Source organism: Streptomyces sp. FXJ1.172 (assembly GCF_001636945.3).
In the GTDB taxonomy this organism is placed as follows: Bacteria; Actinomycetota; Actinomycetes; order Streptomycetales; family Streptomycetaceae; genus Streptomyces.
This window is the reverse complement of record NZ_CP119133.2, coordinates 1,536,325-1,559,639: the sequence shown is the minus strand read 5'-3', so window position 1 is coordinate 1,559,639 and position 23,315 is coordinate 1,536,325. Positions and strand designations below refer to the sequence as shown.

The 23,315-nt window shown below is 72.1% G+C and carries 20 protein-coding genes; 14 read left to right on the top strand and 6 right to left on the bottom strand.

Annotation, left to right across the window (positions count from 1 at the left end; translation table 11 throughout):
* Positions 1–193: 193 nt before the first annotated feature.
* Both A6P39_RS06980 and A6P39_RS06975 read left to right on the top strand, forming a co-directional pair.
* On the top strand, positions 194–2,299 hold the full coding sequence (locus A6P39_RS06980) for an elongation factor G (RefSeq protein WP_067044099.1): 2,106 nt from the start codon (positions 194–196) through the stop codon (positions 2,297–2,299).
* A gap of 65 nt (positions 2,300–2,364) precedes the next feature.
* Positions 2,365–4,230 (top strand): cellulase family glycosylhydrolase, encoded by a 1,866-nt coding sequence (locus tag A6P39_RS06975; protein WP_067044296.1) that lies wholly within the window; start codon positions 2,365–2,367, stop codon positions 4,228–4,230.
* A 64-nt stretch (positions 4,231–4,294) separates the two neighbouring features.
* Here A6P39_RS06975 and A6P39_RS06970 read toward each other — a convergent pair whose 3' ends face one another.
* Positions 4,295–5,548, bottom strand: coding sequence for a YncE family protein (locus A6P39_RS06970; RefSeq protein WP_067044096.1), 1,254 nt, complete (start codon positions 5,546–5,548; stop codon positions 4,295–4,297).
* A 185-nt stretch (positions 5,549–5,733) separates the two neighbouring features.
* Here A6P39_RS06970 and A6P39_RS06965 point away from each other — a divergent pair, with 185 nt between their 5' ends.
* Together A6P39_RS06965 and A6P39_RS06960 are read left to right on the top strand one after the other, a co-directional pair.
* Entirely contained in the window at positions 5,734–6,396 is a 663-nt protein-coding gene (locus A6P39_RS06965; protein ID WP_067044093.1) for a TetR/AcrR family transcriptional regulator, read from the top strand.
* Positions 6,397–6,583: 187 nt separating this feature from the next.
* Complete coding sequence (locus A6P39_RS06960; RefSeq protein WP_067044091.1) at positions 6,584–7,609, top strand: alcohol dehydrogenase; 1,026 nt, start codon at positions 6,584–6,586, stop codon at positions 7,607–7,609.
* Positions 7,610–7,819: 210 nt separating this feature from the next.
* Here the strand turns inward: A6P39_RS06960 and A6P39_RS06955 are convergent, their stop codons facing one another.
* Complete coding sequence (locus A6P39_RS06955; protein WP_067044293.1) at positions 7,820–9,049, bottom strand: glycosyltransferase; 1,230 nt, start codon at positions 9,047–9,049, stop codon at positions 7,820–7,822.
* A 230-nt stretch (positions 9,050–9,279) separates the two neighbouring features.
* Here A6P39_RS06955 and A6P39_RS06950 point away from each other — a divergent pair, with 230 nt between their 5' ends.
* Positions 9,280–11,250 carry a ricin-type beta-trefoil lectin domain protein gene (locus A6P39_RS06950; RefSeq protein ID WP_079133288.1) on the top strand — a complete coding sequence of 657 codons (1,971 nt, stop codon included), beginning with the start codon at positions 9,280–9,282 and terminating at the stop codon, positions 11,248–11,250.
* A 205-nt stretch (positions 11,251–11,455) separates the two neighbouring features.
* On the opposite strand, the gene A6P39_RS06945 is transcribed toward A6P39_RS06950, so the two are convergent.
* The gene (locus A6P39_RS06945; protein ID WP_067044286.1) at positions 11,456–11,821 is read right to left on the bottom strand and encodes a nuclear transport factor 2 family protein; all 366 of its coding nucleotides are present in this window, start codon (positions 11,819–11,821) and stop codon (positions 11,456–11,458) included.
* Between the two features lie 218 nt (positions 11,822–12,039).
* On the opposite strand from A6P39_RS06945, the gene A6P39_RS06940 reads away from it, so the two are divergent.
* Complete coding sequence (locus A6P39_RS06940) at positions 12,040–12,345, top strand: hypothetical protein (RefSeq protein ID WP_067044087.1); 306 nt, start codon at positions 12,040–12,042, stop codon at positions 12,343–12,345.
* Between the two features lie 172 nt (positions 12,346–12,517).
* Here the strand turns inward: A6P39_RS06940 and A6P39_RS06935 are convergent, their stop codons facing one another.
* Positions 12,518–13,303, bottom strand: a complete 786-nt coding sequence (locus tag A6P39_RS06935; protein ID WP_067044084.1) for an acyltransferase domain-containing protein — start codon at positions 13,301–13,303, stop codon at positions 12,518–12,520.
* 220 nt (positions 13,304–13,523) lie between these two features.
* Here A6P39_RS06935 and A6P39_RS06930 point away from each other — a divergent pair, with 220 nt between their 5' ends.
* The 5 genes from A6P39_RS06930 to A6P39_RS06910 all read left to right on the top strand — a co-directional run bounded on the left by A6P39_RS06930 (position 13,524) and on the right by A6P39_RS06910 (position 17,520).
* Positions 13,524–14,609: an S-(hydroxymethyl)mycothiol dehydrogenase gene (locus A6P39_RS06930; protein ID WP_079133287.1), complete on the top strand. Its 1,086-nt coding sequence runs from the start codon at positions 13,524–13,526 to the stop codon at positions 14,607–14,609.
* Positions 14,609–15,238 carry an MBL fold metallo-hydrolase gene (locus A6P39_RS06925; RefSeq protein WP_067044078.1) on the top strand — a complete coding sequence of 210 codons (630 nt, stop codon included), beginning with the start codon at positions 14,609–14,611 and terminating at the stop codon, positions 15,236–15,238. Before A6P39_RS06930 ends, A6P39_RS06925 begins: the two co-directional genes overlap by 1 nt.
* Before the next feature lie 51 nt (positions 15,239–15,289).
* Entirely contained in the window at positions 15,290–15,658 is a 369-nt protein-coding gene (locus A6P39_RS06920; RefSeq protein ID WP_067044065.1) for a DUF4180 domain-containing protein, read from the top strand.
* Positions 15,659–15,749: 91 nt separating this feature from the next.
* The gene (locus A6P39_RS06915; protein ID WP_067044062.1) at positions 15,750–16,562 is read left to right on the top strand and encodes an SDR family NAD(P)-dependent oxidoreductase; all 813 of its coding nucleotides are present in this window, start codon (positions 15,750–15,752) and stop codon (positions 16,560–16,562) included.
* Positions 16,563–16,812: 250 nt separating this feature from the next.
* On the top strand, positions 16,813–17,520 hold the full coding sequence (locus A6P39_RS06910) for a L,D-transpeptidase family protein (RefSeq protein ID WP_067044059.1): 708 nt from the start codon (positions 16,813–16,815) through the stop codon (positions 17,518–17,520).
* A 40-nt stretch (positions 17,521–17,560) separates the two neighbouring features.
* Here the strand turns inward: A6P39_RS06910 and A6P39_RS06905 are convergent, their stop codons facing one another.
* A complete protein-coding gene (locus A6P39_RS06905) occupies positions 17,561–18,763 on the bottom strand; it encodes a Gfo/Idh/MocA family protein (RefSeq protein WP_067044057.1) in 1,203 nt (400 codons plus the stop codon).
* Positions 18,764–18,916: 153 nt separating this feature from the next.
* Between A6P39_RS06905 and A6P39_RS06900 the strand changes: the two genes are divergently transcribed.
* On the top strand, positions 18,917–20,065 hold the full coding sequence (locus A6P39_RS06900) for an ROK family transcriptional regulator (RefSeq protein WP_067044054.1): 1,149 nt from the start codon (positions 18,917–18,919) through the stop codon (positions 20,063–20,065).
* Positions 20,066–20,165: 100 nt separating this feature from the next.
* Positions 20,166–20,360, top strand: a complete 195-nt coding sequence (locus A6P39_RS06895; protein WP_067044051.1) for a hypothetical protein — start codon at positions 20,166–20,168, stop codon at positions 20,358–20,360.
* A 90-nt stretch (positions 20,361–20,450) separates the two neighbouring features.
* Here the strand turns inward: A6P39_RS06895 and A6P39_RS06890 are convergent, their stop codons facing one another.
* Positions 20,451–21,836: a S1 family peptidase gene (locus A6P39_RS06890; RefSeq protein ID WP_067044048.1), complete on the bottom strand. Its 1,386-nt coding sequence runs from the start codon at positions 21,834–21,836 to the stop codon at positions 20,451–20,453.
* A gap of 275 nt (positions 21,837–22,111) precedes the next feature.
* Here A6P39_RS06890 and A6P39_RS06885 point away from each other — a divergent pair, with 275 nt between their 5' ends.
* Positions 22,112–23,308 carry a MalY/PatB family protein gene (locus A6P39_RS06885; protein ID WP_067044045.1) on the top strand — a complete coding sequence of 399 codons (1,197 nt, stop codon included), beginning with the start codon at positions 22,112–22,114 and terminating at the stop codon, positions 23,306–23,308.
* Positions 23,309–23,315: the final 7 nt, after the last annotated feature.

Genomic DNA, 23,315 nt, shown 5'->3' with positions numbered 1-23,315 from the left:
ACATTACGACCACGCCTCGGCCGCGGCGAGCGCTGTGCGGGGCCTTTCGTTGAGCGTTAATCCATTGCTGCCGGGTGCCGCGGTCTGCTGCACTGCCCGGGATCCGACGTCGCACAGAGAGGACCGGCGATGCGCGCTGCGTGCATGTCCACCCAGGAAGGAATCCACCCCATGCCGAAGGACATCACGCTCAGTGCATCTGCTCAACCTCGGAATTCTCGCGCATGTCGACGCCGGTAAGACCAGCCTGACCGAACGGCTGCTGCACACGGCCGGGGTCATCGACGAGATCGGCAGTGTCGACGACGGAAACACCCGGACCGACACCCTCGCGCTGGAGCGCCGGCGCGGCATCACGATCAAGTCCGCCGTCGTCTCGTTCCCGCTCGACGGCGTCACCGTCAACCTCATCGACACCCCCGGCCACCCGGACTTCATCGCCGAGGTCGAGCGCGTGCTCGGCATCCTCGACGGCGCCGTGCTGGTCGTCTCCGCCGTCGAGGGGGTCCAGGCGCAGACCAGGGTGCTGATGCGTACCCTGCGCCGGCTGGGCATCCCCACTCTGATCTTCGTCAACAAGATCGACCGGCGCGGCGCGAACGGCTCCGCCGTGCTCGAGCAGATGACCCGCAGGCTGGGCGTGCCGCTCGTCCCGATGGGCGGCCCCGTCTCGCCCGGCACCCGCGCCGCCCGCTTCGAGCCCGGCCTCGGCCCGGCCGCGGCGGAGGTACTCGCCGGCCACGACGACGACCTGCTCGCCGCTTATCTGGACGGCGGCGTCCCCGGCAGCCGCCTGTACGCGGCGCTCGTCGCCCAGGCCCGGCGGTCCCTGGTCCATCCCGTGTACTTCGGCTCCGCCGTCACGGGGGCGGGCGTCCCGGAGCTGGTCACCGGCATCGAACGCCTGCTGCCCGCCGCCGGCGGCGACCCCGCAGGGCCCCTGTCGGCCACGGTCTTCAAGGTCGAGCGGGGCCCGGCGGGGGAGAAGGTCGCCTACGCGCGCATCTTCTCGGGCACCCTGCGCGTCCGTGACCGGATCCCGTTCGGGGGTGTCCGGGAGCGCGGCGACTTCGCCGGTGCCTGGGAGGAGGGCGACTTCGCGGGTGCCTGGGAGGAGGGCGGGGCCGTCGGCCGCCGTGCGGGTGCCGGCCGGGCCGCCGGCTCCCGCACGGCCGGCCGGACCGGCGAGGGCCGGCAGGAGGGCCGCGTCACCGCGCTCAGCGTCTTCGAGCGGGCCGGCGACATCCCGCGGCACAGCGCCGGTGCCGGCCGGATCGTCAAGATCCGGGGCCTCGGCGGCATCCGGATCGGTGACGCGCTCGGCACACCGGGGCGGGCGTACGAGCACCACTTCGCGCCGCCCACCCTGGAGAGCGTCGTCGTCCCCGGCCCCGGCGCGGACCGGCGCTCGCTGCACCTGGCGCTCACCCAGCTCGCCGAGCAGGACCCGCTGATCGGCGTCCGCCACGACGAACTGCGCGGGGAGACCTCCGTGTCGCTCTACGGCGAGGTGCAGAAAGAGGTCGTGCAGGCCACCCTCGCCGAGGAGTACGGCCTGGACGTCGCCTTCCGCGAGACGACGACCCTGTGCGTCGAACGGCCGGCCGGCACCGGGCACGCCGTGGAGTTCAACAGGAAGGACCCCAACCCGTTCCTGGCCACCGTGGGCCTGCGTGTCGAGCCCGCACCGCCCGGCGCGGGCGTGACGTTCCGGCTGGAGGTGGAGCTGGGTTCGATGCCGTACGCCTTCTTCAAGGCCGTCGAGGACACCGTCCGCGAGACGCTCGGGCAGGGCCTGCACGGCTGGCGGATCCCCGACTGCACGGTGACCATGACCCACTGCGGCTACTCGCCCCGGCAGAGCCACGCCCACCAGGGCTTCGACAAGAGCATGTCGAGCACGGGCTACGACTTCCGGGCTCTGACCCCGCTGGTGCTGGCCGAGGCGCTGCGCCGCGCGGGCACCGTCGTGCACGAGCCGGTGCACAGCTTCCGGCTCGAGGCCCCGGCGGACTCGCTGGGCACGCTGCTGCCGGTGCTCGCCCGGCTCGGCGCCGTACCGGAGCGCACCGCCGCGGCCGGGGCCGCCGCCGTGCTGGAAGGCACGGTGCCCGCCGCCCGGGTGCACGAGCTGGAGCAGCGGCTGCCCGGGCTCACCCGGGGCGAGGGCGAGCTGGAGACGGCGTTCGACCACTACGCGCCGGTCACCCGGGGCGCCGTCCCCGAGCGGCCGCGCACCGACCACAACCCGCTCAACCGCAAGGAGTACCTGCTGAACCTGACCCACCGGACTGACTGAGAGTCAACTTACTTGTGGGTCAGGTGGTATTGACGTGGCTTTCGGCGGGCCGGACTGTGGTGGACATGTCGAACATCCGGGCACGTCTGCTCGTTGTCCTGGTCGTCCTCAGCGGATTCCTGACAGTGGCGGGCACCCCGCCCGCCACCGCCGCCACCTCGGCTCCTCCCTCCGACTCCCTCTGGTTCGACGGCGCCCCGCTCACCGTGCGGGGCGGCCGCTTCACCGACGGCCAGGGGCGCGAGATCGTCCTGCGCGGCTACAACGTCTCCGGTGAGACCAAGCTGGAGGAGAACAGCGGCCTGCCGTTCGCCTCCGTCGCCGACGCCCGCAGGTCCGCGTCCGCGCTGCGCGCCCTCGGCGGCGGCAACGCGGTCCGCTTCCTGCTCTCCTGGGCGCACGCCGAGCCGGTGCGCGGCCAGGTCGACACCGGCTACCTGGCCGCCGTGACCGAGCAGATGCGCGCCTTCCTCGACGAGGGCATCCGCGTCTTCCCCGACTTCCACCAGGACCTGTACTCCCGCCACCTGTTCACCACCGGCAGCTGGTACACCGGCGACGGCGCCCCCAAATGGGCCGTGGACGCCGGGAGTTACCCGGCCGAGTCCTGCGGCATCTGCCTCTTCTGGGGCCAGAACATCACCCAGAACGCGGCCGTGCAGAAGGCGCAGTACGACTTCTGGCACGACAACCACGGACTCCAGGACGCCTTCCTCGCCACCGCCCAGACGACCATGGCCTACCTCCAGCAGCACCTGAACGGTGACGAGTTCGCGGCCGTAGCCGGCTTCGATCCGTACAACGAGCCGTACGCCGGCTCCTACGACTCCGGGCAGACCTCCCGCACCTGGGAACGGGATCTGCTGTGGCCGTTCTACGTGAGGTTCCGGGCCCGGATGGACGCGGCCGGCTGGCAGGACAAGCCCGCCTTCGTGGAGCCCAACCTCTTCTGGAACTCCAACATCTCCACCCAGAAGCAGGAGGGCGGCCTGCTGGACGCGGGCACCCTCGGTCCGGGCTATGTCCTCAACACCCACTTCTACGACCAGAAGGCCATCTCCGGGATCCTGATGTGGGGCAAGGCGGCCGACGGCCAGTACGCCTCCGACTTCGCCGCCGTCCGCGACCGTGCCGCCTCCGCCGGCACCGCGGCCGTGGTCAGCGAGTTCGGGCATCCTCTGTCCGGCACGGTGTCCGACAAGGCGCCCACCGTCCTCAAGGCCATGTACCAGGCCCTCGACTCCCGCCTCCCGGGCGCCGGTTGGTGGTCCGACCCCTCGGCCTCGGGACCGGTCCTGTCCGGCACCCAGTGGCAGTGGGACATCTACAACGGCCGGCACCACGAGCTGATGAACGGCAACCCCGACAAGGTGCTCACCTCGGGCGACGCCTGGAACGACGAGGACCTCTCCGCCGTGCACACGGACGACTCCGGGAACGTGACCCTGCGTCAGGACGCCCGGCTGCTGGACCGCCTCTACCCGAGCGCCACCGCCGGCACGACACTGGCCTTCACCTACGAGGACCGCTCCCGCGACGGCTCCACGACCCTCACCTGGAACCCGGTGCCCGCTTCCCTGCCGAACGTGGCCCAGCTGGTGGGCTCCGGCCAGTACGGGCTGCTGGTGTGGCGTTCCGGAAACGGCACCGCACCCACCGAACTGCACCTGCCGGCGTCCTTCCCCACCGCGTCGACCACCGTCGTCTCCGACCTCGGCACGGTGAACGCCCCGCCCCCCTACACCTCCGCCGCCCCGGTCGCCGTCGCCCCGGAGCCGGGCGGCACCGGCAGCCGCCGGCTGCTGCTCACCGACGGCGACTTCGGCGTCCTGCACTACGCGCTGGTGACCAACGGGGCCACAGCTCCCTCGGCGGACCTGCTGAGCGCGGCCAGGTCCGAGCTGGCCGCGTGGGCGGCGGCACACTTCTGAAGCTGCCGGGCGAAAGCCGTACGGCCTCCGGGGAGAGTGGGGTCCCCCCGGAGACCGCCGGCGCTCAACTCCCGCTCGGGCTGGTCCAGTCGGCCTGGACGTGCCCCAGCCGGACGCGCTGCGGATGGTCGCCGACCGGCACCGACAGCACCTTCTGTCCGGTGGCGAAGTCGATGGCCGTGACCTGGTCGGCGCCGGCCTCGGAGATGATGCAGTCCTTGCCGTCGCCGCTCACCGTCGCCCAGTACGGCGTCGACGCGGTGATGAGCGGGCCGACGTCGAAGGAGGCCCGGTCGACCACGGTGGCGTAGTTGTCCATGGTCCCGGCGACACACAGCTTGGTGCCCTCGGGGTTCATCGAGATGCCGTGGTGGCGGGAGTCCAGCAGCCAGGTGGTGCGGTCCGGGTTCGTCGCCGGGTTCTGCGGCAGCGTCGCCACCCGGGTGATCTTGTCGGCGGCCACGTCGTACTCCAGGAAGCCGTTGAAGAACGACACCTGGAAGTACAGCTTGGACCAGTCGGGCGTGAAGGCGGCGGGCCGGACCGCGCTGGAGAAGTCCTTCAGCCCGATCGCGTCCAGCCGCTGTCGCATGTCGATGGTCTTGACCTGCTTGAACGTGGTCGCGTCCACGACGGTGATGTGACGGTCGCCCTTGGTCCAGTCCCACGCCGGGGCGTCGAGGGACGTGGTGACCTCGCCGATGGACATGTTCCAGATGTACTTGCCGCCGTTGGTGAAGAAGTTCTCGTGCGGCTTGTCGCCGGTGGCGAACTCACCCAGTTCCCTGCCGGTACCGATGTCCAGCACCTGCACCTTGTTCGCGGTCGAGGCGGAGACCGCGACCCGGGTGCCGTCGGGGGAGACCGCCATGTGGTCGGCGCGGTAACCGGCCACCGGGAAGCGCCAGTTGACCTTGTCGGTGGCCAGGTCGATGGAGACCACGTCGGCGAAGCTCGGGCGGGAGACGACCACCGACTTCCCGTCCGGCGTGGAGTACATGTCGTCCGCGTACTGGTCGTGTCCCTCGCCGACCTCGTTGCGGATCGACGTGTAGTAGATCCACTTGACCGGATCGGCGTTGATCTCGGCCAGCCGCTCCGCCTTGTCGGGAATGACGTTGATCCGGCCGATCTTCGCGAAGTCACCGGAGGAGCGGATGACATCGGCGGTGCCGTCCCAGTTGTTGCCGACGAACAGCACCTCGCGCAGGCCGTCGGAGCCGGCCGTGGCGGCGGAGGCGGCGGTCGCCGGTCCGGCGACGGTCAGGGCGAGGGCGGCGGCCACGGAGCACAGGTGCCTGGTTCTGGAGGCAGGCATGACTGCTCTCCTTCCTCGGAGAGTCTGACGGGAATCCGACAGGTGTCTGACGGGGGGATTGCTCGGGAAGTCTGAACACGCGTGCATTCACAGTGAACTTACTGAAAAGTAAGGAGGGGGCGGGGTACTCGACAAGAGGTGTGCACGACAAGATTGGGGGTCGGTGGGGCGACGGAGGGGGAAGCGTGACGGGCAGGCTCAGGGCGCCGACGGGCCGCTACGGCGGCAGGTCCGCCGAGGAGCGGCAGGCCGAGCGCCGCCGCCGGTTCCTCGACGCGGCCCTGGAGCTGTTCGGCGGCGCACCCGGCTACCGGGCGACCACGGTCGCCGCGCTCAGCCAGGCCGCGGGGCTGTCCACGCGCCAGTTCTACGAGGAGTTCCGCACCCTGGAGGACGTCCTCGCCGCGCTGCACCTGGAGGTCAACGGCTGGGCCGAGCAGGCGGTGCTGGACGCCCTCGCGACGGCGCAGAGCCTGCCGCTGGCCGAGCGGGCCGCCGTGCTCTTCCGGGCCTACGCGCGCGGTGTCACCCGCGATCCGCGCCGCATCCGTATCGCCTTCGTGGAGATCATCGGCGTCAGCCCCCGCCTGGAGGAGCAGCGCCTGGCCCGCCGGGCCCGCTGGGTCGACCTCATCCGCGCCGAGGCGGACGCGGCCGTACGGCGCGGGGAGGCGGCGCCCCGGGACTACCGGCTCGCCGCCACGGCCTTCATCGGCAGCGTCAACGGCCTGCTGCACGACTGGAGCGCCGGCTGGGTGGACGCCACGCTGGACGAGGTGGTGGACGAGCTGGTGCGGCTGCTGCTGGGGATGCTCCGGCCGGAGGGCTGGCGTCCCGCGACCGCGTGACCGCGACCGTGTGACCGGGTCCGCGTGACCCGGGCCGCGGGGACCGCTGTCCGGTGTGTGGGCCCAGGTCAGCGCCGGTACGTGCGGTTCGGCGCGCGGGATCGGCGCGGAGCTGGTCTGCTGGTGCGGGGGGTGTCGTAGCCGTGCCCCGGACCGGAAGACACCGCGAGACACAGGAGACAGAGGGATGAGTACCTATCGAGTCGCGCAGGTGAGGGCCGCGGGCGGCCCGTTCGAGCTGGCCGAGCGGGAGGTGCCGGAGCCCGCTTCCGGGCAGGTGCGGATCGCCGTCGAGGCGTGCGGCATCTGTCACAGCGACGCCATGTTCGTGCACGCCGCGGTGCCGGGCGTGACGTTCCCGGAGGTCCCCGGGCACGAGATCGCCGGGCGGATCGAGGTGCTCGGGCCGGGACTGCAGGACTGGGGCTGGCAGGTCGGCGACCGGGTGGCGGTCGGCTGGTTCGGCGGCAGCTGCGGGCACTGCACGCCCTGCCGGCGGGGCGACTTCATCGTGTGCGCCAACCTGAAGGTGCCCGGCTGGGCCTACGACGGAGGCTTCGCGGAGAAGGTGATCGCGCCCGTCGACGCCCTGGCCCGGATCCCCGACGCGCTCGCGGCGAGCGACGCCGGGCCCATGGCCTGCGCGGGCGTGACCGTCTTCAACGGGCTGCGGCACAGCCCCGCCCGGCCCGGCGACCGGGTCGCGGTGCTCGGCCTCGGCGGCCTCGGCCACCTCGGGGTGCAGTACGCGGTGGCGATGGGCTTCGAGACCGTGGCCATCGCGCGGGGCGCGGAGAAGGCCGACTTCGCCAAGCAGCTGGGCGCCCACCACTACGTCGACAGCACCTCCGGCACTCCGGTCGCCGAGTCCCTCCAGTCCCTGGGAGGGGTGAGCGTCGTCCTGGCCACCGCGGGGAACTCCGAGGCCATCGCGGCCACAGTGGACGGCCTCGGGCCACGCGGTGAGCTGGTGGTCATCGGCGCGGACAGCGAGGCGCTGGGCATCAGCCCGTTCCAGCTGATCATGGGCGGCCGGGTCGTACGCGGCCACCCGTCCGGCACCGCGCAGGACGTGGCGGACACCATGGAGTTCAGCGCCCTGCACGGCATCCGCCCGATGACCGAGACCGTACCGCTGGACGAAGTGGACGCCGCCTTCCAGAAGATGCTCGCGGGCAAGGCCCGCTTCCGGATGGTCCTCACCAACGCCTGACCCCCGCGCCTGCGGTGCTCACCCGCCGCGGACCGAGTCCGGGGCGGTGTCGGCTCATGGCCGGCTCCGGTTCCACGGTCCGGTGAGCGCCGTCGGCCGGTCCGGTCCGTTCACGTCGGTGCCTGCCGTCGGCCGGTCCGGTCCGTGCCGGACTGTGCCCGCCCCCGGTCGGTTGCGGAGTGGGGGCCGTCCTCGGGCGAGGTGTGCGCCTCAGCCGCTCAGCCGCTCCAGTGCCCTCAGGACCGGGGCGGTGCCGTCCTCCTCGCGGATGCGGGTGCCCAGGGTGCGTGCCCGGTCCCGGTACGGGGGCTCGCGGGTGGCTCGTACCAGGGCCGAGGCCAGGGCGTCCACGGTGAGGCGGCGCAGCGGTACGGCGGCCGGGGCGACGCCCAGCGCGACCAGCCGGGCCGACCAGAAGCCCGCGTCGAACTGGACCGGGACCGGCACCGCCGGCACCCCGGCGCGCAGCCCCGCCGCGGTCGTGCCCGCGCCCGCGTGGTGGACCACGGCCGCCATGTGCGGGAAGAGCAGCGCGTGCGGCACCTCGCCGATGGTCAGCATGTCGGGGCCGTCGGCCGCGAGCCCGCCCCAGCCGCGCTGGATCACCCCGCGCAGCCCGGCCCGCCGCAGCGCCGCCACCACCCGGGCGCTGAGCCGGCCGGCGTCCGGCACGGTGGCGCTGCCCAGCCCGACGAACACCGGCGGCGCACCTGCGGCAAGGAACTCCCGTACGTCCTGCGGGAGTTGCTCCTGCGTGTCGTACGGCCACCAGTAGCCGCTCACGGCCAGCCCCGGCCGCCAGTCCCGGGGCCGGGGCACCACCAGCGGGCTGAAGCCGTGGTGCACCGGCCACAGCCGCTGCTCCCTGGCGCGCAGCGCGGCACCGGCCCGCTGCGGGGGCAGCCCGAGCCGCCTGCGCACCCCGGGCAGGGCACCCGTGAAGATGTGCTCCGTGGCGAGACACACCCCGTGCCCGGCCATCCGGTTGGCCGCCGGTCCCCAGGAGCCGCCGCCGAGCACGGGAGGCGCGAACTCCCGTGTTCCGGCGATCGGTTGGAGATAGACGCCCATGCTCGGCAGTCGCAGGCCCTCGGCGATCGTATGGCCGAGCGGGGCCAGTGACGCGGACAGCAGCAGTGCCTCGCTGTCCCGGGCCGCCGTGAGCAGATCCTCGGTCATCCGCCCGACCAGCCGGCGCGCCATGTCCGCGAGCCGCAGCAGCTTCCCGGCGTCGCTGGCGCTGCGGTGCAGGCCCTGGCCGCGCGGTGACTCCAGCTCCGCCAGCGGATCGACGGGCAGCGCGTGGAACCGTACGCCCGACCCCGCCACCAGCGGCTCGAAGCGGGCGTGCGTGACCAGGGTGACCTCGTGCCCGGCCAGCGCGAGGCGGTGCCCCAGCCCGGTGTAGGGGGCCACATCGCCCCGGGATCCGGCCGTCATGATCGCAATGCGCACGATGACCCAGTATGGCGGCACGGTGCCTCGCGCGGGGCCCTACGGGCCAGTAACGGCGGCCGGTTCACCCCTGTCGCAGCTGTTGACTTCACCCCCGGACGGCTCTACGGTCGGCGCGCGACATGTTCGGTTCATCGACCTATGTTCGACATGCCGACCATAGGACTGGTCAGCGTATCGATCAGCGTGGATTCCGTCCGCACGCGGAGGCGCCGATGTATCCCCCACCCCGACCCACCGCCGAAGGCCTCATACGCCGTTGCAGAGCCGCCGCCGTACGGGCGCTCGTCCTGGCCCTGACCGCGGCCGCCGCCCTGCTCTTCGCCCAGCCGGGCCCGGCCCAGGCGGCGACGGCCCGTCAGGTCGCCGTGCCGGCCGCGCCGATGGGCTGGGCCTCCTGGAACAGCTTCGCCTCGAAGATCGACTACAGCGTCATCAAGCAGCAGGTCGACGCGTTCGTCGCCGCCGGACTGCCCGGCGCCGGATACAAGAACATCAACATCGACGAGGGCTGGTGGCAGGGCTCCCGGGACGGCGACGGCAACATCACCGTCGACACCGGTGAGTGGCCCGGCGGCATGAGCACCATCGCCGGCTACATCCACAGCAAGGGCCTGAAGGCCGGCATCTACACCGACGCGGGCAAGAACGGCTGCGGCTACTACTACCCGACCGGCCGCCCCGCCGCCCCGAACACCGGCAGCGAGGGCCACTACGACCAGGACATGCTCCAGTTCTCCAAGTGGGGCTTCGACTTCGTGAAGGTCGACTGGTGCGGCGGCGACGCCGAGGGCCTGGACGCGGCGACGGCGTACAAGTCGATCAGCTCCGCCGTCACCAGGGCCACCGCGGCCACCGGCCGCCCGCTCACCCTCTCGATCTGCAACTGGGGCAAGCAGAACCCCTGGAACTGGGCGCCGGGCGTCGGTTCCATGTGGCGCACCAGCACGGACATCGTCTACTACGGCAACGCGCCCTCCCAGGCGAACATGCTGTCCAACTTCGACCAGGCCCAGCACCCGGCCGCCCAGCACACCGGCTACTACAACGACCCCGACATGCTGATGGTCGGCATGTCCGGCTTCACCGCCGCGCAGAACCGCACCCACATGGCGCTGTGGGCGATCTCCGGCGCCCCGCTGCTGGCCGGCAACGACCTCACCACGATGACGAGCGAGACGGCCGGAATCCTGAAGAACCCGGAAGTCGTCGCCGTCGACCAGGACCCGCGCGGCCTGCAGGGCGTCAAGGCCGCCGAGGACACCACGGGGCTCCAGGTCTACGGCAAGGTACTCGGCGGCACCGGCAACCGGGCCGTCGTGCTGCTGAACCGCACCTCCGCCACCGCGAACATCACCGTCCGCTGGTCCGACCTCGGCCTGACCGGCTCCACCGCGACGGTGCGTGACCTGTGGGCGCGCCAGGACCTCGGCTCGTACGCCACCAGCTACACCACCAGCGTCCCGGCAGGCGGTTCGGTCATGCTCAAGGTGAGCGGCACCGAGGCGGCGAGCGGCAGCTACCGCGCCACCTCCACCGGCACGTACACCGGTGTGAGCGCCGCGAGCACCGGCCTGAACGTGGTCGACATCGCCTACACCAACACCGGCTCCACGCCCGTCACCGGCACCCTGCGGGTGAACGGACAGACGGCCACCACGGTCTCCTTCCCGCCGACCGGTTCGTCCCAGGGCACGGTCTCCGTCCAGGCCGGCCTCACCAGGGGATCCGCCAACTCCCTCACCCTGAGCGGCGGTCCGGCCCTGGGCGCCCTGACCGTCAGACCCGTCCCGGGCACCGACGGCACGCTGCTCGCCGGCAAGCAGTCCGGCCGCTGCGCCGACGTCTACGACAACACGATCACCAACGGCACCCCGGCCGAGCTGTGGGACTGCAACGGCGGCGCCAACCAGGCCTGGACGTACACCTCCCGCAAGGAACTGGTGGTCTACGGCGACAAGTGCCTCGACGCCTACAACCTCGGCACCACGGACGGCACCAAGGTGGTGATCTGGGACTGCAACGGCCAGGACAACCAGAAGTGGACGCCGAACGCCGACGGCACGATCACCAACGTGCACGCGGGACTGTGCCTGGACGCCTACAACGCGGCCACCGGCAACGGCACTTCACTGGTCCTGTGGACCTGCAACGGCCAGGACAACCAGAAGTGGTCCCGTACCTGACCGGCCGGCGCCCGGGTGCCGGCCGGGTACGGCTCAGCGGCGCCGGGCCCGCCGGCCGCGCGGCAGGGGGCGTGGCCGCGCGGCGCTGAACCGACCGCAGGCGTATCCCTCCCAGGGCCGCGCGGGCAGAGAAGGTCCAGGTCATCCGGGAGGTGACCTGGACTCTCGCGCCTCTCCTTCCGATGGCCGTCATACCGGGGTACGCCTACTCGTCCCAGGCCTGGATGATCAGCTGGTCGGCGATCTTGCCGTCCCGCAGGGTGACCATCGACTCGGCGAAGACCTTGGCGCCGTCGCCGTACTGGCACACCTCGCTGAAGGCGAGGTGGTCGCCCTGCAGGACGCACTGCTCGAGCTTGTGCGTCATGTCGCGGTTGTAGACGTCGTTCAGCAACTCGGCGATCTGGCTCCGGCCGTGCAGGACGGTGGGATGACTGGGCTGGTTGTTGTGGTCGACGATGCGGATCTGAGCCCCGTCGGCGTAGAGCGCGAGCAGGGAGTTGCCGGTGGTGCCTTCCACAGCCCGGCGCAGTGTCTCGATGTCGAAGGCGGAACCTGTCGCGGTGCCCATGGTGACCTCCTTCAGGCGCCCGCGGCCCGGCACGCAGCGCACCGCGCGGGCTCCACTCTTCGAGGCTCCTCCGCCGCGGCGGCCACGGCAAGCGCAGCCGGCGGTCGGGGCAGGCACAGCCGGCGGTCACGGCAGGCCCGGGCCGGCGGCCTCCGCCTCACGGGTGAGCGCGCTGCGCCGACCGTGTCCGGCCGGGGCCCGGGGCCGTTGCTGAAGGCATGATCTCAACACGACGTATCGTCGCCGTCCTCGGCCTTGCCGCCGGGGTCACGGGCCTTGCCGCCCCGCTGGCGAACGCGGCCCCCGCGAGCGCACCGCACACCGGGATGATCAACCCCATGACCACGCTCGACTCCCTCGCCGTCAGCGACATCCCGGCCGCGCACAAGAAGCAGGTCCCGAAGGTCTCCGAGCAGATGCGGGCACTGAACAGGGTCAATCAGCTGAACAAGCTGAACGAACTGCACCAGGTCACCGACCTAGCGGCCCCCGTGACGGGCCTGGTGCCGGCCGTGGAGTCCTGACCCGCCCAGGCATCCCCGCCCGCACCGCCGCGCCACCACGAGGGCCGCCCTGCGCGGGGTGGCCCTCACGGCTGCCCGGACCCGATGGCGGCGTGGCCGGTGGACGGCCGGGGCCCCAGGGGCGGGAGACAGACGGGCCGCACGGCCCGGTGCCCTTCCCTGCCGGACGGTCTCAGCCCTGCCCGCCCCCCGAGCCCGGGTCCTCGTCCGGCTTCGCCCGCAGTGCCGCCCAGTCCCGGGAGAGGGCGAAAACCGAATGCGTGCGGTCCGGCAGGCAGCCGGGGAGGAGGCGGACGAGCAGATCGCCCGGCCCCAGTTCCAGCCAGGTGCGGACCCCGTCGCGGTGCAGCACACCGGCCGTGTCCGCGAACGGCAGTGGCGCGCGCCGTACCCAGAACTCCGGCTCGGCGGTCTCGGTGCCCACCGGGCACGGGGTGACATCGCAGACCAGTGGGAGGCGCGGGGCCCGAGGGTGCAGTGTGGCGAGCGTCCGGCCGTACGCGCCGAGGATCCCGTCCATGCCGGGGCACCCGGGTGCCGGGTCGGGCAGGGCGCCGAGGAGCCGGGCCAGGGTGCCGACCGCGTGGCAGGCCTCCGCCAGCGAGAAGACACCCGCGGCATACGCGGCGGCCATCCGCCCGGCCGCCTGCCCGTAGACCACGTCCGGACGGATACCCCAGCTGCGCAGCAGCCGGTACTGCGCCGCCTGGAGCGCGAAGAGCGCCGGGCCGGCGAACGGCGCCCGGTCCAGCAGTGCCGCCGTGCGCGTGCCGTCGGCCGCGGACATCACGCAGCCCAGCGGGAGTTCGAGATACGGGTCGAGGCGCGCGCAGATGTCGTCCAGCGCCTCGGCGAACACCGGGAACTCCGCCCGCAGTTCACGTCCGGTTCCGGGCCGTGGCGGGGCATCGGCCGAGAACAGGAATGCCGTACGTCCGGTGCGGCCGTCAGGGAGCATGCCCCCATTGAGGCACGGCGGGGCCGAGTGCACACACCAGGCAAACTCCCGCACCCTGCAAAAAAATTGTCATCATGGAATGACCATTTCCGGTCACATTCCTATGTGATGCGAAACGATGGCAAAGGGAAGATCCAGGTGCACCGCCGTGGCCCGCCCCGCAGCCGATCGGATACACGTAGGGTCGGCAGCGAAGGCAATCGACGGAAGGGGCCAGACCGTGGCGCAGGAAGTACGCGGCGTGATCGCACCGGGGAAGGACGCACCCGTACGGGTCGAGACGATCGTGATCCCGGACCCGGGTCCCGGCGAGGCCGTCGTACGCGTCCAGGCCTGCGGCGTCTGCCACACCGATCTGCACTACAAGCAGGGCGGCATCTCGGACGACTTCCCCTTCCTGCTCGGCCACGAGGCCGCCGGTGTCGTGGAGTCGGTCGGCGCCGGCGTCACCGACGTCGCGCCCGGGGACTTCGTCATCCTCAACTGGCGTGCCGTGTGCGGGAACTGCCGGGCGTGTCTGCGCGGCCGGCCCTGGTACTGCTTCAACACCCACAACGCGACGCAGAAGATGACCCTCACCGACGGCAGGGAGCTGTCCCCGGCGCTCGGGATCGGCGCGTTCGCCGAGAAGACGCTCGTCGCCGCCGGGCAGTGCACCAAGGTCGACCCGGCCGTCTCCCCGGCGGTCGCCGGACTGCTGGGCTGCGGGGTCATGGCCGGCATCGGCGCGGCCATCAACACGGGCGGCGTCGGCCGGGGCGACAGCGTCGCCGTCATCGGCTGCGGCGGCGTCGGTGACGCGGCCGTCGCCGGGGCGAACCTGGCGGGCGCGGCGAAGATCATCGCCGTGGACATCGACGACCGCAAGCTCGACACGGCCCGCACTCTGGGCGCCACCCACACCGTCAACTCCAAGGACACGGACCCGGTCGAGGCGATCCGCGAGCTGACCGGCGGCTTCGGCGCCGACGTCGTCATCGAGGCCGTCGGCCGCCCCGAGACGTACAAGCAGGCCTTCTACGCCCGAGACCTCGCCGGCACCGTCGTCCTCGTCGGCGTGCCCACCCCCGAGATGAAGCTCGAACTGCCCCTGCTCGACGTCTTCGGCCGCGGCGGCGCCCTGAAGTCCTCCTGGTACGGCGACTGCCTGCCCTCCCGCGACTTCCCCATGCTGATCGACCTGCATCTGCAGGGCCGGCTGCCGCTCGACGCCTTCGTCACGGAGACCATCCAACTGGACGAGGTGGAGAAGGCGTTCGAGCGGATGCACCACGGTGACGTGCTGCGCTCGGTGGTGGTGCTCTGATGACCGTGCGCATCGAACGCCTCGTCACCTCCGGGAAGTTCAGCCTCGACGGCGGCACCTGGGACGTCGAGAACAACGTGTGGATCGTCGGTGACGAGCGGGAGGTGATCGTCATCGACGCCGCCCACGACGCCGAGGCCATCGTCCAAGCCGTCGACGACCGGCGGCTGACCGCCATCGTGTGCACCCACGCCCACAACGACCACGTCAACGCCGCACCGCGACTCGCCGACCTCACCGGCGCCACCATCTGGCTGCACCCCGACGACCTGCCGCTGTGGAGGATGACCCACCCGGACCGCGACCCCGACCGGCACCTCCTCGACGGCCAGGTCCTCGAGACGGCCGGGACCGACCTCACCGTGATCCACACCCCGGGCCACGCCCCCGGCGCCGTCTGCTTGTACGACCCCGGGCTCGGCACCGTCTTCACCGGCGACACCCTCTTCCAGGGCGGCCCCGGCGCCACCGGCCGCTCCTACTCCCACTTCCCGACGATCATCGACTCCATCCGCGACAAGCTCCTCACCCTGCCGCCGGAGACCAAGGTCCTCACCGGGCACGGCGAGTCCACGACGATCGGAGCCGAGGCGCCCCACCTGCAGGAGTGGATCGACCGCGGCCACTGAGGCCGGTTATTCGCGGGCACCGAAGGCCCGTACGCCCGTACGCTGGCGATCATGACCACGAACACGCTCGAGACCCTGCACGGCACCCGAGTCCTGCGCTGCGCATCCGACGGACCGCTCCTCGACGGCGAGCGCGCGGCGCTGGACCTGATCGGCGACGCGTTCGGCCAGGACGCCGAGCTGGTCGCGGTGCCCGTGGCACGGGTGGCGGACGAGTTCTTCCGGCTGCGCTCCGGCGTGGCCGGCGCCGTCGTGCAGAAGTTCGCGAACTACCGGCTGCGGCTCGTGGTCCTCGGCGACATCTCGGCGCACGTCGGGGCGAGCAGCGCCCTGCGGGACTTCGTGCACGAGTCCAACCAGGGCGACCAGCTGTGGTTCCTCGCGGACGAGGCGGGGCTGGACGCGAGGCTCAGCGGGTAGGCACCGACTCCCCGGGCACCCCCGGCAGAACCGGTGATCCCGTCCCGCCGCACCCGGTGAATCGGCGGCGCGCGAGCCGTACGGTCGGCCCATGACCGATCACACCCGTTTCGCCGGACACGGAGTACTCGTCACGGGCGCGGCCCGCGGTATCGGCGCGGCCGTGGCCCGCAGGCTGGCCGAGGAGGGCGGCCGCGTCCTGGTGACCGACCAGGACCTGCCCGCGGCCGAGCGCACCGCCGCCCAGGTGCGCCGACAGGGGTTCACCGCAAAGGCGTTGGCGTGCGACGTCGCCGACCGCGCGTCCGTGGAGGCGGCCGTCGCGCACACCGTCGCCGCGTTCGGCTCGCTCGACGTGCTGGTCAACTGCGCGGCGCACTGCACCCCGGACGCCCCGCTGTTCGAGGACGACCCCGACGAGGCGTGGGCGCGTGACCTCGACATCACCCTCATCGGCGTCCGCCGCTGCTGCCGGGCCGCACTGCCGCACCTGGCCGCCTCCGGCCGCGGGGCGATCGTCAGCATCGGCTCCGTGAACGGCGCGCAGGACTTCGGCAACCACGCCTACAGCGCCGCCAAGGCCGGCCTCGCCTCGCTGACCCGGACCCTCGCCGGGCACGCGGCGGCCCGGGGAGTGCGGGTGAACCTCGTGGTGCCGGGCACGGTCCGCACCTCGGCGTGGGAGGGCCGCGACGACGAACTCGACGCCATCCGGCCCCTGTACCCGCTCGGCCGCATCGGAGAGCCCGAGGACATCGCCGCCGCGGCCGCCTTCCTCGCCTCCCACGACGCCGCCTGGATCACGGGCACCGCACTGGTGGTCGACGGCGGCCTGACGGCGGTGAACACGGGCTTCCACGCGGCGGTACGGCGCCACGCGGCCGAAGGCACCGCGACTCCCTAGGAGCGCGGGGCCATCCTCGTCCTCAGCCGCCCCACAAGCTCCCGGCCGCGGTCAGGATCTGCTGCCGGTCGCCTACGGCCGCAGGCTGCCCGCCGGCCGGCCGCGCGGCGACGAAGTTCACCGTTTCGTCACAGCCTGACCGGAACCACAACCCCCGTGCCCCCGCGCAGGTCTAGAAGTCCGAGATCGTGGGAAGCGCGTAGAAAGCACCCCGGGCAGGTCCCGGTCGGCAAGGGGAGAGGGGAGATTCATGGGGGACATACGGAGCGTACGGAGACGGAGTGTCGTCGCGCTGGGCGTCACGGGGCTGGTGGCGCCGCTCGCACTCGCCCTGACCGCCGCGCCGGCCCAGGCGGCCACGAGCTGCACCACGCAGGCGGGGCCGTACCAGAAGCAGGTGGAGAAATTCCTCGGCAGGCCCGTCGACGGCAGGCAGTCCGCCGCCGACTGCAAGGCCATCAAGGCCTTCCAGGACAGGAACGGCATCACGCCCGACATCGGCTACGCCGGTCCCGTCACCTGGGGTGTGATGGACCTGATCACCAAGCAGCGGGCCGTCGGGAACAACCCGAACAGGGACGGCGCGTGCCCGGTGAACAAGGGCCGGATCGCCTGTGTGAACCTCACACTCCAGCTCAGCTGGATCCAGGACGGCAGGAAGGTCGTCTACGGGCCGGTGCCCGTGCGCACCGGCCGCAAGGGCTTCACCACCCGCACCGGCCTGAAGAAGATCTACTGGCGGGACCTCCACCACGTCTCGACCGTCTACAACGTGCCGATGCCCTACAGCCAGTTCTTCGACGGCGGCCAGGCCTTCCACTCGGTGGGCCTGAGCATGTGGAACCCGCCGGGCTCGCACGGCTGCGTCAACATGACCACCAGGGACGCCCAGAAGTACTGGTCGCTGCTGAGGACAGGCGACGACGTCTTCGTCTACGGCCGCAAGCCGGGCACCTGAGCGGGACCTGAGCGGCTCCGGGCCGTCGCCGCCCGGGTCCTCACTCCTCGGGCGCGTCCCCGAAGTCGGGGATCGCCAGCCGCGTTCCGCCCTGCCGCGCGGACTCGTGCGCGATGATGCCCGGCAGGGTGTAGCGGGCGGCCGTCCACGCGTTCACCGACGGCAGGCGGCGGGTGCCCACGGCGGTGACGAAGTCGTCCACGAGGAAGTGGTGGCTGCCCTCGTGGCCGTTGTGGAGGTGGTCGAACTCCCTGGGCAGCCTCGACCGGTCGTGCACGGGGGCCGAACCGGAGGTGAAGGCGGCCCGCAGCTCGGGCGCGACATGGGCCAGCGAGGGATCGTCGGGGGACAGCGTCGCCTTGGGCTCCAGCAGTTCGCTGATGTCCTTCACTCCGTTCTTGTCCTGCCACAGCGCCACCGTCGCGAGCTGTTCCATGCTGGCCTCGGTGCCGAAGAACCGGAACCGGGACTCGCGGATGTGCGAGGGGTAGCCGACCCGCCGGAACTCGTTCGTGCGGAACGATCCGCCGCCCGCCACCTCGAACAGGGCGGTCGCGTTGGACACGTCGTTGTCGAACCGGCTGACCGAACGGTCGAAGACGCCGTCGCCGCGGTCGTCGCGCACTCCGATGGCCGACACGCTCACCGCATGGGTCTGCCAGGCCCCGAGGACCCCGCCCACCGAGTGCGTCGGATACAGCAGCGGCGGATAGCTGGCGGTCGCCTTCCAGTTCTCGCCGCCGCTGTAGCGGTAGGCGTCGTAGAAGCCGAGGTCCATGTCGTGGACGTAGTCGCCCTCGGCGTAGAACAGTCGGCCGAAGGCGCCCGCGGCGATCTGGTTGCGGGCGTGCACGGTCGCCGGGTTGTACTGGCTGGTCTCGCCCATCATGTACGTCAGCCCGGTCGCCCGGACCGTGTCGATGATCGCGGCGATCTCGTCCGTGGTGATCGCCATGGGGACGGCGGAGTACACGTGCTTGCCGGCGCCAAGGCCCTGCAGCACCAGCGGGCCGTGCGTCCAGCGCTGGGTGAAGACCGCGACGGCGTCGACCGCCTTCGACTCCAGCATGGCCTCGTACGACGGGAACGTACCGGCGAGGCCCTGCGCGGCGGCGAGCCGCTCGGCCCGCTCGGGCAGCAGATCGGTGACATACACGTCACGGACGCCGGGATGGGCCTGGAACAGCGCGGCGAACTGACCGGAGAACTGTCCGGCGCCGACGATGCCGAGGGAGAAAGTCATGCCGATTACTTTTGTTGTGGAAGAATCGGATCGTCAAGGGGGCCAGGGAAAGGCCTTTGGGGCGCACGCTTCGTCGAGTGGGGTGGACCTGGTTACTTCTGAGCAAGAAGAAACCAGAGGCCGAGGAAGAGACCGAGGAAGAAGAGGGGTGCCGTGACCGGCTGGCTGCCGCTGAGCCCCGCGGAGCGTTCCGTCGCCATCGAGGTGCTCGTGCACGGACCGCTGTCCCGCACCGAGCTGGCCCGGCGCCTCGGGCTCTCCCAGGGCAGCCTCACCCGGCTGACCAAGCCCCTGATCGAGTCCGGGCTGCTGGTCGAGGCGCCCGAGGCGGGCGGCGCGGCCGGGACACGGCAGGGACGTCCCTCCCGGCCGCTCGGCGTCGTCGCCGACTCCTGCTGCTTCCTCGGCTTCAAGATCACCGGTGACACCGTCTACGGCGTGGCCACCACCCTGCGCAGCGACGTCGTCGGCCGCCTGGACCGGCCGCTGTCCACCCATGACCCGGCCGCCGTCGCGGGCGCGGTCGCGGAGCTGGCCGCCCGGCTGGCGAAGGGGCGTCCGGCCCCGGCGGGCATCGGCATCGGCGTCGGCGGCCTGGTGCGCGAGCGCGCGGTGGTCGAGGAGTCGCCGTTCCTGGGCTGGCGTGATGTGCCGCTGGCCGCCCTGGTCCAGGAGCGCACCGGGCTGCCGGTCGTCGTGGAGAACGACGTGGCCGCCCTGGCCGAGGCGGAGACCTGGTTCGGTGCGGGCCGGGGGCTCGAGCGCTTCGCCGTCCTGACCATCGGCGCGGGGATCGGCTACGGGCTGGTGCTCGGCGGCCGACGCGTGCCCTTCGCGGAGGAGGGCCGCGGCCCCGGCCTGCACTGGATCATCGACCCGCACGGCCCGCTCACCCCCACCGGACGGCGCGGCAGCGCTGTGTCGTTGCTCACCATCCCCGGCATCGAGTACCAGGTCCGCGCCGCGACGGGCCGCGACGTCGGCTACGAGGAGATCCTCTCCGGCGCCGCCGCGGGCGAGCCCATGGCCTCCCGGGTCGTCGGCGAGGCCGCCCGGGCGCTCGGCGTCCTGGTCGCACAGATCGCCAACTTCGCCCTGCCGCAGCGGATCCTGCTCGCCGGCGAGGGTGTCGGCCTGATGGATGTGGCCGGGAACACGGTGCACGAGACCATCCGCGCCCACCGGCATCCGCTCGCCGATCCGGTCGACCTGGAGACGAAGGTCTCCGACTTCCACGACTGGGCGCGCGGCGCCGCCGTGCTGGCCATCCAGGTGCTGGTGCTGAGTGAGGGCAGGGTGTGAACTCCCTTCTGGCGCTTGACGCATTGACGTGATGAGTAACACGGTCCGGAATGTCCGCATCACGTGTACTTACTCACAGCGCCTTCACGCTGGTCGGCATATGCTTCACAGCATGTCCACCACTGTTGAAGCCGCTTTTGATCGCTCGGAGCGATCGGCCGCGGAGGTCAACGAGGAGATCAGGGCCCTGTGGCGCCGCTCCGGCGGGACACTGACCACCGAGCAGCGCGCGCAGTACCAGCGCCTCGTGATGGAGTGGGCCGCCATGACCCCCCGGTCGCAGCGCGCGGCCTGACCGGCCTCGCGCGGACCGCGCCGAAAACGTCTCCAGGGCACCCGTGAGCGCACGGGTGCCCTTCTGTTGCCCGCCGTGACCGGCGTCCCGTCATCCCCAGGTGGCGGAGTAGTACCGCTGATAGGCCTTGCGGTCCTGCTCGGCCCGGATGTACCGGGTCGCGACGAGCGCGATCAGACTGCCCGCGATGACCAGCAGCCCGGGGCCGATGTTCCGGGTGTCCGTCAGCCGCGCCAGCAGCGTCTGGGTCTGCCCGCCGGTCACCGGCGCGGCCGACCCCGGTGTGACCGCGTTCGGCGCGATCGCCGCCTGGGTGGCAGCCGCGGACGGCGCGGGGGAGGGGGCGGCGCTCTGGGCGGCCGCACCGGCGTTCTGGGCCGCCACGATGAGCTTGACGTTCAGCGCCGCCAGCGCCTTCGTCACCGGCTGGAAGAACGTCGTCCCGCCCGTCGTGCAGTCGCCGCTGCCCCCCGAGGTGACACCGAGCGCGACCCCGTCGGAGAACATCGGGCCGCCGCTGTCGCCCGGTTCGGCGCACACATCGGTCTGGATGAGCCCGGTGACCGTCCCCTCGGGGTAGTTGACGGTCGCGTTCAGTGCGGTGACCGTCCCGTTGTGGAACCCGCTGGTGCTGCCGCTGCGGAACACCCGCTGCCCCACCGTCGCATCGGCGGCCCCGGTGATCCGCACCCCGTTGCCGCCGCCGATCGCGACGACGTCGGCGCCGTCGCCGGCCCTGCCGGAGGCGTACTGCACGAGCGAGAAGTCGTTGCCGGGGAAGGTGCTGCTCACCGTCTGCCCCAGCTGCTGGTTGCCCTGGTTGTCGGCGAACCAGGTGGACCCGGCCGGACCGCAGTGCCCGGCGGTGAGGATGAAGTCGCGCTGCCCGTTGGTCACGTTGAACCCCGCCGAACAGCGGCCGCCGGTCGACAGGATCGGCTGGGCCCCGTTCAGCCGCGTGGTGAAGGTGCCCCGCGTCCGCTCCATCCGCACGAAGTCACCTGTTTTCGCGGCGAGTCGGCTCATCCGTGACCAGTCGCTCCTGGAGACCGTGCTGTCCGCGCTCACCAGCACCCGGTTGGTCCGGTAGTCCACCGCCCACGCGGTGCCCGCCACACGCGGCGCCGAACGCAGCGTGGCGACAGCCGACTTCAGCTCGTTCATGCTGTGCGCGACGACCTTCGCCGTGGCCCCCGCGGCGCGCACCGTCCGTGCCGCCGCGTCGTCGGTCACCGCCACCACCGGACGTCCGTCGGCCCCGATCCAGTCACCGGCCGTGCGGGCCGTGCCGAGCCGCGCCACCAGCGCGGCACCGGTGTCCTGGGCGCCGGAGGCGGCGGACAGTGTTCTCGTGGCGGCCGGAGGTGTCTGGCTCGCCATGGCCGCCTGGGTGACCATCGCGCCCCCCAGGAGGAGTCCGCCGACCGCCGCCAGACGTGTCACTCGCCGGACGATGCGTCGTCGTGCGTGCCGCATGCATGGCTCCCGAAGCCGAACCCGAACGCGCGCCGCCCGTACCGGCGGCGCGAGACCCCCGGCTCGTCGAGGGCCCGCACCTCCATACGCGGCCCGGGGCCCCGGCGTTCAGCGAGGCGCCATGTGGGTCAGCTCCTGGATGCCTGAGGGAAGCCGGGCGAGCGGTGCGGTCACTCGTTCATGACGCAATCCAGACGGCCGAGTTGATCAGCGCTCCGCACTCCGGATTTCCGGGTCGTTCACGCCACTGCCCCCCGACGCCTATCGTGAGCCCCATGACCGGCATCCCGTACGACACCCCCGGTGAACCGGACCCGCTGCGCGCCCTCGGCCTGGAGCGGCTGCGACGTCGTACGAGCATGAAATGGCGCACCTACCCCGAGGAGGTGCTGCCGCTGTGGGTCGCCGAGATGGACGTACCCCTCGCCGAAGCGGTCGTCCGCGCCGTCACCGACGCCCTCGCCCTCGGTGACACCGGGTACCCCGCCGGCACCGCCTACGCCGAGGCGCTGGCCGCGTTCGCCGCCGACCGCTGGGGCTGGGACGGGATCGCGATCGAGCGCACGGCGATCGTCCCGGACGTGATGCTCGGAGTGGTCGAGATGCTCAAACTGGTCACCGGGCCGGGCGACCCGGTGATCGTCAACCCACCCGTCTATCCGCCGTTCTTCCAGTTCATCGGCCACATGGACCGCAAGGTGGTCGAAGCGCCGCTCGGCCCCGGCCTGCGCCTCGACGCGGCCGCCCTGGAGGAGACGTTCCGTCAGGCGACCGCCGGCACCGGCCGCGCCGCCTTCCTGCTGTGCAGCCCGCACAACCCCACCGGCACCGTCCACACCGCATCCGAACTGGCCACCGTCGCCGCCCTCGCCGAGCGCTACGGCGTCCGGGTCGTCGCGGACGAGATCCACGCCCCGCTCGTCGCCCCCGGCGTCCCCTTCGTGCCGTATCTGAGCGTGCCCGGCGCCCGGCGCGGCGTGTCCCTGATGTCCGCCTCCAAGGGCTGGAACCTGGCCGGACTCAAGGCAGCCGTCGCCCTCGCCGGGCCCGGAGCCGCCACCGACCTCGACCGGCTGCCCGAGGAGGTCGGCCACGGCCCCAGCCATGTCGGCGTCATCGCCCACACGGCCGCCCTGCGCGAGGGCACCGGCTGGCTGGACGCCCTGCTGGCCGGGCTGGAAGCCAACCGGAGCCTGCTCGCCCGCCTGCTCGCCGAGCACCTGCCGGCGATCCGCCTCCACCCGGCCGAGGCCACCTATCTGGCCTGGCTCGACTGCCGCCCCCTCGGCCTCGGCGACGACCCCGCACGGGCCTTCCTCGAGCGCGGCCGGGTCGCCGTCAACTCCGGTCTGCCCTTCGGCACCGGCGGCGCGGGCCACGTACGGCTGAACCTCGCGACCTCGCCCGAGATCCTCACCGAGGGCGTACGGCGCATGGCGGCGGCCCTGCCCGCAGCGGGGACCGGCTCCTAGACTGCCG